Source organism: Streptomyces sp. JLBJ103, from assembly GCF_058215575.1.
The window spans coordinates 4302538-4313931 of the sequence record NZ_CM177089.1; the positions used below are offsets into that span (position 1 = coordinate 4302538).

An 11394-nucleotide genomic window follows, 5' to 3' on the forward strand; every position below is an offset into this window, starting at 1 on the left:
GCACCTTCTCGGGACGGGTAACGCATGGCTTTCGGTCCGCCCGTACAGCCGCTCCCACCTGCGAATACCCGGTTCCGCCAACCGCTCGCAGCACGTTCCGGTCGCTGTTGTCAAGCCCTGAGATATGCCCTGACCTGCGAAAACGCCATTCAGAAGAAGGCGTTCCCGTGTTACCCTGGATAGCCACGGAAGGGGTACCTGTCACATGACGTTCAAGGTTGGCGACACCGTGGTCTATCCCCATCACGGGGCCGCGCTGATCGAGGCCATCGAAACTCGCCAGATCAAAGGCGTGGACAAGACCTACTTGGTGCTGAAGGTCGCTCAGGGTGACCTGACGGTTCGCGTGCCGGCGGACAATGCGGAGTTCGTCGGTGTGCGTGATGTGGTCGGCCAGGACGGGCTGGACCGGGTCTTCGAGGTGCTGCGCGCACCCTATGCGGAAGAGCCGACGAACTGGTCCCGTCGTTACAAGGCAAATCTCGAGAAGCTCGCCTCCGGCGACGTGATCAAGGTCGCCGAGGTTGTGCGTGACCTGTGGCGCCGAGAGCGTGAGCGCGGACTCTCCGCCGGTGAGAAGCGCATGCTCGCCAAGGCTCGCCAGATCCTGGTGAGCGAGCTGGCTCTCGCCGAGAGCACCAATGAGGACAAGGCCGAGGCCCTGCTTGATGAGGTTCTCGCGTCCTGACACATCAATGCCGCGGTGCCCGAGTGACTCAGACTTGATGTCCTAAGCCGTCTGTCGCCGGGCGCTGCGGCATGTGTGCATACCGGGACTCTGGGGTCCCGGTCCGCTGCACTGTGTGCCGGTGTCGGTATGCGCTTGTGATGCGATGTGTGCTGGTGACGCGATGTGCTTGCGTCGCAGTGCAGGTGGATCGCGGTGCAGATGATGCGAAGGTGTGCCGGGCCCTGGGCACTGGCTCGACCAGTCGTCACGGAAGGGGCTGGTCGGCGCATCGCGCCCGGCACGCTGTGGCCATACCCATTTCGGTCGAGGAAGCAAACCTGAACGCCAACTCAATGTCCGTAACCATGAGTCCCGGCGACTCCGGCGACTCCGGCGCGCCCGAGCGCCCCGCCCGTACCGCCGCTGTGATCCCGGCCGCGGGCCGTGGCGTGCGGCTCGGCCCCGGCGCGCCCAAGGCGCTGCGCCCGCTGAACGGTATGCCGATGCTGGTTCACGCCGTCCGGGCTATGGCCGGATCCCGCTCCGTCTCCCTTGTGGTCGTGGTCGCCCCGCCGGACGGCGCCGACGAGGTCCAGCGGCTGCTGGACGCCTATCCGCTGACCGGCCGCAGCGCCGATGTGGTGGTCGTCCCCGGCGGGGAGACCCGTCAGGAGTCGGTGCGGCTGGGCCTGGCCGCCGTACCCGAGGACGTCTCCACCGTGCTGGTCCACGACGCCGCGCGGCCGCTGGTCCCCGTGGACACGGTGGACGCGGTCATCACCGCCGTACGGGACGGGGCGCCCGCCGTCGTCCCCGCGCTGCCGCTGGCCGACACCGTCAAGCAGGTCGAGCCGCGCACCGGTGAGCGGGCCGGTGAGCCCGAACCGGTCGTCGGCACCCCCGAGCGCGCCCGGCTGCGCGCCGTCCAGACCCCGCAGGGCTTCGACCGCGCCACGCTGGTGGAGGCCCACGAGAAGGTCGCCCTGGAGGGCGACGGGGCGACGGACGATGCGGGGATGGTCGAGCGGCTCGGTGTCGAGGTCGTGGTGGTGCCCGGCCATGAAGAGGCGTTCAAGGTGACCCGGCCGCTGGACCTGGTGCTGGCGGAGGCGGTTCTCGCGCGCAGGAGGGCCAACGATGGCTTCTGAATTGTCCCCGCCGTCCCCGCCGTCCCCGGTGGGTCTGCCCCTGGTGGGCATCGGCACCGATGTGCACGCCTTCGAGCAGGGCCGTGAGCTGTGGTGCGCGGGTCTGCTGTGGGACAGCGCGGAGTACGGCGGATACGGCCTGGCCGGGCACTCCGACGGCGATGTGGCCGCCCACGCCGCCTGTGACGCGCTCTTCTCCGCCGCCGGCCTCGGCGACCTCGGAGCCCACTTCGGCACCGACCGCCCCGAGTGGTCCGGCGCCGCCGGGGTCACCCTGCTCGCCGAGGCGGCCCGGATCGTACGGGCCGCGGGGTTCGAGATCGGCAATGTGGCGATCCAGGTGATCGGCGTCCGTCCCAAGATCGGCAAGCGCCGTGCGGAGGCGGTCAAGGCGCTGTCGGCGGCGGTCGGCGCGCCCGTATCGGTGTCCGGCACCACGACGGACGGCCTCGGGCTGACCGGGCGGGCCGAGGGGCTCGCGGCGGTCGCCACGGCGCTCGTGGTCCGTACGGGCCCTGTTCCCCGCGAGGGTGCTGAGCTTTGACGGTGCGTTGGGTACGTACGGAATCGGGTACCCAGCGACCCGCTTTTCGTCCGCTCGGTCCGCTCAGTTGAATGACCCCGGGATTGACCCCGGGGATGACTCCGGGAATGACCCGTCGTGAGGGAAGGATCCGCCGTGGCCACCGCACTCTCCGAGAACCTCAAGCGCCTCCTCGACAGCCCCGTCTTCATCATCGTCGGCACTCTCCAGCCCGACGGCAGCCCTCAGCTGTCACCGGTGTGGGTGAAGCGTGACGGGGACGAGCTGCTGTTCTCGACCACGATGGGGCGGCAGAAGCAGCGGAACATCGACCGGGATCCGCGGGTGTCGGTCCTGGTCCAGCCCGCCGACTCCCCGTACACCTACGCCGAGATCCGCGGCGCCGCCTCGTACACCACCGAGGGTGGCGACGAGCTGATCGACGAGCTGTCGCTGAAGTACGCGGGAAAGAAGTACGCCGAGTTCAACCCGGCAGCCGCGCAGGACAACCAGCGGATCGTGGTGCGGATCACGCCCAGGAAGGTCGTCGGCACCCTCTGAGCGAAGGGCCTCTGAGCGAAGGGCCCCGCGGGCGGCCGGGACGGCGGCCGCGGGGACTCGGCGGAAGAGGCCGGGATGGGCCGGGAGATCGGCCGGAGCGCCCCGAGTGTCACGCTTGTGTGTCCCCGGGGCGGATCGGTCGCAGGGCACTCCCGGCTTCCCACTACCCTTGATGCGTGACTATTCGCCTGTACGACACCAGCGCCCGGCAGATCCGTGACTTCACCCCGCTCATGCCGGGCTGCGTCTCGATCTACCTGTGTGGCGCGACCGTGCAGGCCGCTCCGCACATCGGACACGTCCGGTCCAACCTGAACTTCGACATCATGCGCCGCTGGTTTCTGCACCGCGGCTACGACGTGACCTTCATCCGCAATGTCACGGACATCGACGACAAGATCATCGCCAAGTCGGTCGAGCAGAACCGCCCGTGGTGGGCGATCGGCTACGAGAACGAGCGCGCCTTCAACAGCGCGTACGACATCCTCGGCTGCCTGCCCGCCACGTATGAGCCGCGGGCCACGGGCCATGTGCCCGAGATGATCGAGATGATGCGGACCCTGATCGACCGGGGTCATGCCTATGTCGCCGAGGGCAATGTCTATTTCGACGTGCGCTCGTTCCCGGAGTACCTCCGGCTCTCCAACCAGGAGCTGGACGGGCTGCGCCAGCCGTCCGGCGAGGGCGAGACCGGTAAGCGCGACCACCGCGACTTCGCCATGTGGAAGGCGGCCAAGCCCGGGGAGCCCAGCTGGGAGACCCCCTGGGGGCGCGGCCGTCCGGGCTGGCACCTGGAGTGCTCGGCGATGGCGCACAAGTACCTCGGCCGGGCCTTCGACATCCACGGCGGCGGTATCGATCTGATCTTCCCGCACCATGAGAACGAGATCGCGCAGGCCAAGGCGTTCGGCGATGACTTCGCCGCGTACTGGGCGCACAACGCGTGGGTGACCATGAGCGGCGAGAAGATGAGCAAGTCGCTCGACAACTCGGTGCTGGTCTCCGACATGGTCAAGCGCTGGCGTCCCATCGTGCTCCGCTACTACTTGGGCACCCCGCACTACCGGTCCATGATCGAGTACAGCGAGGAGGCCCTGCGCGAGGCGGAGTCCGCGTTCGCCCGGATCGAGGGCTTCGTCCAGCGCGTGGTGGAGAAGGCGGGCACCGTCGAGCCCGCGGCCGAGGTGCCGCTCGCGTTCGCCGAGGCGATGGATGACGACCTCGGGGTGCCACAGGCGCTCGCGATCGTCCACACCACAGTCCGGCAGGGCAACTCCGCCCTGACCGCCGACGACAAGGAGTCCGCGGTCGCGCGGCTGGCAGAGGTGCGGGCCATGCTCGGCGTGCTGGGCCTGGACCCGCTCGACGAGCACTGGTCGGGTGGCTCGGACCGCGGCGAGGATCTGCACGGTGTGGTCGACTCGCTCGTCCGGCTGGTCCTGGAGCAGCGGCAGGCCGCGCGGGCTCGCAAGGACTACGCGACGGCCGACGCGATCCGCGATCAGCTCCAGCAGTCGGGTCTGGTGATCGAGGACACCCCGTCGGGGCCGCGGTGGGAACTGGGCAGCCGCTGAGGGGCCGCTCCGGCCTCCCCCGGCTTCCCTTCGATCCCTTCTGACCTCCGACTTTGTGCCGCCCGGCCCGCCGGGCGGCACACTGATGACCGTACATACGTTTTCCCGCTTGCCGCGCAGCGCTGAGCAGTGAAGAGATAGGTGACATTCATGGCGGGCAACAGCCAGCGCAGGAACCGACGCACGACGAACAAGAAGGGCGCGACGGTCGGCAGCGGCGGCAAGCGGCGCCGGGCACTGGAGGGCAAGGGCCCCACCCCGCCCGCCGAGATGCGCAAGGGTCATGTCAAGCAGCGCGTGGCCAACGCGCGCGCCCGCAAGGCCGTGGGGCGCCCCACCTCGCGCCGGGGCGCCGGTAAGGGCACCAACGAGCTGGTCGTGGGCCGTAACCCGGTGGTCGAGGCGCTGCGCGAGGGCGTTCCGGCGACCACGCTGTACGTCCAGCAGTTCATCGACAGCGATGACCGGGTGCGCGAGGCCCTGAAGCTGGCCGCCGACCGCGGCGGTATCCACCTGATGGAGGCCCCGCGCCCCGAGTTGGACCGGATGACCAACGGGCTCAACCACCAGGGCCTGGTGCTCCAGGTCCCGCCGTACGAGTACGCCCACCCCGAGGACCTGAGCGCCGCCGCCTTCGACGAGGGCGAGGACCCGCTGATCGTCGCCCTCGACGGCGTCACCGACCCGCGGAACCTGGGCGCGGTGGTGCGTTCGGTGTCCGCCTTCGGCGGCCACGGTGTGGTGGTGCCGGAGCGGCGCGCGGCCGGGATGACCGCGGGCGCCTGGAAGACCTCCGCGGGCACCGCCGCCCGCACCCCGGTCGCCCGCGCGACCAACCTCACCCGCGCGCTGGAGTCCTACCAGAAGGCCGGGCTCACGGTGATCGGTCTGGCCGCCGACGGCGAGGTCGAACTCCAGGACCTGGAGGCGCTGGACGGCCCGGTCGTGGTGGTCGTCGGCAGCGAGGGCAAGGGACTGTCGCGACTGGTCGGCGAGACCTGTGATCTGCGCGTCCGGATCCCGATGCCGGGCGGCGCGGAGTCCCTGAACGCGGGTGTCGCGGCGGGTGTGGTGCTGTACGAGGCGGCGCGTCGGCGCGGATAACGGCGCATGCGCGCCCGGGGCGTAGCGACGCGGTGTGCCGGGGCGTAAGGGGATGATCTGCCGGCGCGGCGCCCGGTGCGGCTCCCTCCGGCGTGCCCGCCTGCGCCGCTCGCCTGCGCCGCTCGTCCGCGCCTCCCGCTCGACGATCTTGACTTGACGGGCCTCGGACAGCACAAGACGGTCACAGCCAGTGTCTTTCCCGCCAGTCACTCGGTTAGTTGAGTGTGGAGACCAGAAAAGCCCGCACGCCCTTGGCGGGACGCGCGCCGGGAATCGACGACGAGCCGCAGCTGACCATGGCCAAGGTGCCATGCGATCCGGCGCAGGTCGCCGTCAACGCCCCGAGCTTCCGGGTGCAGCTCAGTGCCCCGGTGGTGAGCAGCGCGCTGGCGGACACGGCCCGGTTCGCCCGCCGCGTCCCGGCTCCTGCCCGGCGCCGCCCGCCCGTGGTGTGGAGCGGTCGCACCCGCCCCGGCGGTGACACGGCGGCGACCCGGCTCCTCCAGGCCGTGCGGTACTCCGAGGAGAGCATGACCGACGGCGTCGGCCAGGGCCGGTCCCGCTCCGGGTCGGCCGAGGGCGCCGACGATGTGGGTGCCACCCAAGTGCTGCCGCGGATCGCGCTCGACGAGAGCCCGCCCACCGTCATCGGGCCGCGCAGCCCGCGTACGGAGACGGTGCCGCGGTCCGGAGCCGGCGGCGGGACCGGACAACGCCCCCCACGAGCGGGGGAGTTCTCCGACCGGGACCGGGGCCGGGGCCGGGACTGGGACCGGAGCTCGGCTCAGGGCCGGGTCCGTTACGAGGAGCCGGGCGAGACCCGGCAGACCGCCGTTCCGCGCCAGCGCCGCCATTCCGAGTCCGTACGCCACGCCTACTACCCCGGGCGGCGGATGAACCTGGGCATCGTCCTCCTCCCGCTCCGCATCTTCCTCGGCTTCATCTCCGTCTACGCGGGGATGGGCAAGCTCTCCGACCCCGTCTACTTCGACGGTGGCGAGCGCGGCTCGATGGTCACCTGGCTGCGGTCGCTGCACCCCTGGCCGATCGCCGAACCGCTGCGCGACCTCGCGCTCGAGCATCCGGTGGGGGCCGGGCTGACGGTCGCGTTCCTCCAGATCGTGGTGGGGGTGCTCACCATCCTGGGGCTGTGGCAGCGGCTGGCGGCGGGCTTCGGCGCGCTGCTCTCCGCCGCGCTGATCCTGACCGTGAGCTGGCGTACGGTCCCCGTCTACGACGCCCCCGACATCATCTACCTCGCCGCCTGGAGCCCCCTGATCATCGCGGGCGCCCCGGTGTACTCCGCCGATGCCCGCCTCGCGGGCGAGGCCTGGCGGCGGCTGGGCCCGCGCGCCGCGCTGTGGGACCTGCGGCGCCGGGTGCTGCGCCGGGGCACCGTGATGGCGATGGTCGTGGCCGGGCTGACCCTGCTGGTCGGCTCGACGCTGGGCGGCGCCGTACGGTCCTCGGAGTTGGTGCGGGCGCCGGAGCCGAGGGATGTGCCGACGAACAGCGTGCCGGGTTCGCCGCTGCCGAGGAAGTCCATGGAGAGCCCGCGCGGCGGAACGCGCGGCCCGGTGGGCACCAGTGGCGCCCCGTCTCCGAGCGAGCGTCTGCGGACGAGCCCGAGCCCGTCCGCCTCGGCGTCGCCGTCGGTCCCGGGAGAGCCGAGCTCCACCGGGCCGATGGACGGCTCGGGCAGCCCGAGCCAGTCGGAGCCCGGCCTCCGCACCACCCCGCACTCCCCGCATCGCGCTCCCGTCGCCCCGAGGACGACGATGAGCCCGCCGTCCCTCGGCGGCGGCGCCGGAGGCGGCATGACCGGCGGCGAGCCGGAAGGCGCCCCGGCGGAGGAGGACAACGGGTACAGCGGCTACGGCGAGAGCGACGACGGTGAAGCCGCCCTGGGCGGCCTCCTCGGCTGACGTCCGCGGACCTTGCGCAGGGGCCCCGCACCGAAGGGCGGGGCTCCTGGCTTGTGATCGCCTTTCCGCTGCGGCGCTCGCAGTGTGTGAGGCATGGCGTGAGGCATGGCGTGATGCATGCTGTGGCTCAAATCACACGATGCGTATGATTCCTGGATAGGATGGGAGCCGTGCAGCCGCCCCTCCATCGCCGCCGGCCGACCCCGGACAACCCGCGCGTCCAGCGCACCCGCAACCGTGTCCTGACCGTCACACGGGCCTTGCTGCCCGAGGTCGGCCCGGCCGGGCTCACCTACGCCCTGCTGGCCGAGCGGGCCGACGTCACCCGCCAGACCCTCTACCGCCACTGGCCCAACCGGGCCGCGCTCCTCTTCGACCTGATCCTGGAAGGCCCCGACGTCGGCTATCCCGAGCGGGGCGGCGATGTGCGCACCGTGGCCACCGGCTGGCTGACGAGCCTGCGCGACGGCATCAGCGACCCGGCCACCCGCACCGCGGTACTGGCCGTCACCGCCCAGGCCGATCACGACCCCGACAGCGCCCAGGCCCTCGTACGCATCGGCCAGGACCGCCGCGCCGCTCTCAACGGGCTCCTGGAGCCCTCCGGCGTTCAGATCAGCGAGTCCGAGTACACCCTGCTCTACGGGCCGGTCCTCGCCCGGCTCCTGCTCGACCGCGGCCAGGTCACCGAGGAGTTCATCGACACGGTGGTCACCCAGTGGCTCACCACACTGGAGCGCAACGGCGCGCTCCCGCAGGGCGAGGTCCCGTAGCCGACCGGTCAGCGGCCGTGCCCGCAAAGGACGTTGACGTATGCGGTGCGGCTGGGCCCCTGCGCCCGCCCAGCCGCACACCGCTCGCGGCCGGGCCGCGCACCACCGAACTCAGGTGTGGGGGATGGGCGGGGAGGAGCTCAGGGGGCCGTGGCCGTGCGGGGCCGGGCCCGCGGCCAGTTCCTTGGCGGCCTCGGTGAGGTCCTTGGCGGTGTCGATCGCCCGCCAGTACGCCCCGTGGGGGAGCGGGAAGCCCGCCAGACGGCGTTCGCGCGCGAGGCGGGGGAAGGTGGTGCGCTCGTGGTCGCCGCGGTTCGGCAGCAGGGACATGAACTCGGCGGAGAAGACGTACACACCCGCGTTGATGAGATAGGGGGACGGCGGCGCCTCGATGAAGTCGAGGACGTGGCCGAACTCGTCCGTCTCGACCACGCCCCACGGAATGCGCGGCCGCGCCAGCGCGAGGGTGGCGACCGCGCCGCGTTCATGGTGGAAGTCCGCCATGTCGCGAAGCGAGAACCGGGTCCAGATGTCGCCGTTGGTGGCGTACCAGGGCCGGTCGGGGTGGGGAAGCGAGGCAGCGGCGAACTTCAGCCCGCCGCCGCGGCCCAGCGGTTCCTTCTCGACGACGGTCGTCACCCGCAGCGGCAGATCCGCCGACTCCAGCCAGTCCTGGAGAACGGCGGCGAGGTGGCCGCAGGAGACGACGGCGTCGGTGACGCCCTCGGCGGCCAGCCAGGCGAGCTGGTGGCCGATGATCGGGGTCCCGGTGCCCGGGATCTCGACCATCGGCTTGGGGCGGTCGTCGGTGTACGGGCGCAGCCGCGAGCCCTGGCCTCCGGCCAGGACGACGGCTTGGGTGGGGCGCGCGGCCGGTGGGTGATGCCCGTGCCTGCGGTCGTCGTCATCGGTCATGGACCGCACCATATGCGGTGCCGGGACCGTCGCAGGTGGAGCGGGATGAGGGGGCGCGGTCAGCGGTACGCCTGGGTGATCCCGGAGGCGAACGAGGTGTCGCACACGGGGCGGGCGTACGCCTGGGCACGGGCGGTGCCGCCGTACTTGGCCACCGCGGCGCGGCCGAGCGCACGGGCGATGGAGGCGCAGTGCTTGGCGAGGGAGGGCCGCTCGTTCGTCGCCACCTGGAGGTGGGTGAGGGCCACCGCCGGGTCCTTCTGCTGGAGTTCGGTGAGCAGCCGGTCGCGCAGCAGCTCATGCGGGGCGCGATGGGCGGCCTGGGTGGAGGCCCTGTCGGCGGAGGCGGTGAGGATCTGCGACTCGGCACTCGGCGAGGCCCACGGGACGCGGGTGACCGCGAGCGTCCCGGAGAGGACGAGGACGACGGGGAGGACGAGGGCGAGAGTTCTGCCGATGCGGCGGGCTGCGGAGTTCACGGGGGTCTTCACGGGGGTGTTCCTCGCGGGTCGATCGGGACTGCGGTACGCGGTGATCGTAGCGAGGAGCGACGATTTGGCGACATTCAGTCACTGAGGTGGGTGATGGAATGCCACTCTCGGGGGCTGATGCGTTGACGTCGCTGTCCAAAATGCCGTAATTGTCGGGGAATTTATCGACAACGCGACGAGCCAGCGAAGCGGTGCCGCACGCTCCCGGCACAACCAACGGCGCCGCGCACCACAGCAATGGCGCCGCGCACCACAGCAACGGCGCCGCCCGTCCGCTCGAGCGGACGAACGGCGCCGTGAACTCCCGCAGGGGCGGCCTCAGTCGCTGAGCCGCTCCCCGGTCGAGGTGGAGAAGACGTGGATCTCACCCGGCCGCGGCACAACGTGCAGCTGGGCGCCCTTCTCCGGCACCTGGCGGCCGTTGACGCGCACGACCAGGTCCCGGACCTCGCCGCCGACCTCGACGGTGCCGTAGACGTACCCGTCGGCGCCGAGCTCCTCGACGACGTTGACGGTGACGGCGAGCCCGGCCGGGGCGTCCTCGGACTGCTTGGCCAGCGACTTGGCGGCGGCGCCGTTCTGCTCGACCACATCGAAGTGCTCGGGCCGGACACCCACGGTGACCGTACGGTCGCCCTTGTCGGCCGCCGCGCCGAGCGCCTCACGGCTGACTGGGACCACGCTGTTGCCGAACTTCACACCACCGTCGGTGATCGGCACCTCGATCAGGTTCATGGCGGGGGAGCCGATGAAGCCCGCGACGAAGAGGTTGGCGGGACGGTCGTACATGTTGCGCGGCGAGTCGACCTGCTGGAGCAGCCCGTCCTTCAGTACGGCCACCCGGTCACCCATCGTCATGGCCTCGACCTGGTCGTGGGTGACGTAGACGGTGGTGATCCCCAGGCGCCGCTGGAGGCTCGCGATCTGCGTACGGGTCTGCACACGCAGCTTGGCGTCCAGGTTGGACAGCGGCTCGTCCATGAGGAACACCTGCGGCTCCCGCACGATCGCGCGCCCCATCGCCACACGCTGCCGCTGACCACCGGAGAGCGCCTTGGGCTTGCGCTCCAGGTACTCGGTGAGATCGAGGATCTTGGCCGCGTCCTCGACCTTCTGCCGGATCTCGGTCTTGTTGACGCCCGCGATCTTGAGCGCGAAGCCCATGTTCTGCGCGACGGTCATGTGCGGGTACAGCGCGTAGTTCTGGAACACCATGGCGATGTCCCGGTCCTTCGGCGGCAGGTGGGTGACATCCCGGTCACCGATCCGGATCGCGCCCCCGTTGACGTCCTCGAGCCCGGCGAGCATCCGCAGCGAGGTGGACTTCCCACAGCCGGACGGTCCGACGAGGACGAGGAATTCACCGTCCTCGATGGCGATGTCGAGCTGGTCGACGGCGGGCTTGTCGGTCCCCGGGTACACCCGGGTGGCCTTGTCGTACGTGACCGTAGCCATGGCGATCTGATCCCTTCACCGGCAGGAACGTGCCGGACGATCCGAGTAAAGGTGGTTTGGTCCACTGACGTGGATTGGCGTGACGCTATCCCGAGGAGGGGGGATCTGTCTCTAGCCGAAGCGCCAGAATTTTCGAACGGATCACCCCCGCGGGATGGGTACACTGCTGGGGACGCCGACTTAGCTCAGCTGGTAGAGCACCGCTCTTGTAAAGCGAAGGTCGTCGGTTCGAACCCGACAGTCGGCTCTGTGCCT

The 11394-nt window shown here is 70.8% G+C and carries 11 protein-coding genes and 1 tRNA gene; 9 read left to right on the forward strand and 3 right to left on the reverse strand.

Features of this window, described 5'->3' with window-relative positions:
• The first annotated feature begins 205 nt into the window (after window positions 1-205).
• The 8 genes from AC4BEG_RS18945 to AC4BEG_RS18980 all read left to right on the forward strand — a co-directional run bounded on the left by AC4BEG_RS18945 (window position 206) and on the right by AC4BEG_RS18980 (window position 8278).
• Complete coding sequence (locus AC4BEG_RS18945) at window positions 206-688, forward strand: CarD family transcriptional regulator (RefSeq protein WP_009716930.1); 483 nt, start codon at window positions 206-208, stop codon at window positions 686-688.
• A 347-nt stretch (window positions 689-1035) separates the two neighbouring features.
• On the forward strand, window positions 1036-1818 hold the full coding sequence (gene ispD / locus AC4BEG_RS18950) for a 2-C-methyl-D-erythritol 4-phosphate cytidylyltransferase (RefSeq protein ID WP_490700933.1): 783 nt from the start codon (window positions 1036-1038) through the stop codon (window positions 1816-1818).
• On the forward strand, window positions 1808-2362 hold the full coding sequence (gene ispF, locus AC4BEG_RS18955) for a 2-C-methyl-D-erythritol 2,4-cyclodiphosphate synthase (protein ID WP_490700934.1): 555 nt from the start codon (window positions 1808-1810) through the stop codon (window positions 2360-2362). Before ispD ends, ispF begins: the two co-directional genes overlap by 11 nt.
• Window positions 2363-2497: 135 nt before the next feature.
• Window positions 2498-2902: a PPOX class F420-dependent oxidoreductase gene (locus AC4BEG_RS18960; protein WP_490700935.1), complete on the forward strand. Its 405-nt coding sequence runs from the start codon at window positions 2498-2500 to the stop codon at window positions 2900-2902.
• 176 nt (window positions 2903-3078) lie between these two features.
• On the forward strand, window positions 3079-4476 hold the full coding sequence (gene cysS / locus AC4BEG_RS18965) for a cysteine--tRNA ligase (protein WP_490700936.1): 1398 nt from the start codon (window positions 3079-3081) through the stop codon (window positions 4474-4476).
• A 150-nt stretch (window positions 4477-4626) separates the two neighbouring features.
• The gene (gene rlmB / locus AC4BEG_RS18970; protein ID WP_490700937.1) at window positions 4627-5580 is read left to right on the forward strand and encodes a 23S rRNA (guanosine(2251)-2'-O)-methyltransferase RlmB; all 954 of its coding nucleotides are present in this window, start codon (window positions 4627-4629) and stop codon (window positions 5578-5580) included.
• A gap of 296 nt (window positions 5581-5876) precedes the next feature.
• Window positions 5877-7505, forward strand: a complete 1629-nt coding sequence (locus tag AC4BEG_RS18975; RefSeq protein ID WP_490707125.1) for a DoxX family protein — start codon at window positions 5877-5879, stop codon at window positions 7503-7505.
• Window positions 7506-7675: 170 nt separating this feature from the next.
• Window positions 7676-8278 (forward strand): TetR/AcrR family transcriptional regulator, encoded by a 603-nt coding sequence (locus AC4BEG_RS18980; protein ID WP_490700938.1) that lies wholly within the window; start codon window positions 7676-7678, stop codon window positions 8276-8278.
• A 111-nt stretch (window positions 8279-8389) separates the two neighbouring features.
• On the opposite strand, the gene AC4BEG_RS18985 is transcribed toward AC4BEG_RS18980, so the two are convergent.
• From AC4BEG_RS18985 to AC4BEG_RS18995, 3 genes are all read right to left on the reverse strand, one after another.
• Window positions 8390-9193 (reverse strand): nucleotidyltransferase family protein, encoded by an 804-nt coding sequence (locus AC4BEG_RS18985; RefSeq protein ID WP_490700939.1) that lies wholly within the window; start codon window positions 9191-9193, stop codon window positions 8390-8392.
• A 59-nt stretch (window positions 9194-9252) separates the two neighbouring features.
• Entirely contained in the window at window positions 9253-9672 is a 420-nt protein-coding gene (locus AC4BEG_RS18990) for a hypothetical protein (protein WP_490707126.1), read from the reverse strand.
• Window positions 9673-10002: 330 nt separating this feature from the next.
• Window positions 10003-11139: an ABC transporter ATP-binding protein gene (locus AC4BEG_RS18995; RefSeq protein ID WP_490700940.1), complete on the reverse strand. Its 1137-nt coding sequence runs from the start codon at window positions 11137-11139 to the stop codon at window positions 10003-10005.
• A 174-nt stretch (window positions 11140-11313) separates the two neighbouring features.
• Between AC4BEG_RS18995 and AC4BEG_RS19000 the strand changes: the two genes are divergently transcribed.
• A tRNA-Thr gene (locus AC4BEG_RS19000) sits at window positions 11314-11386 on the forward strand.
• Window positions 11387-11394: the final 8 nt, after the last annotated feature.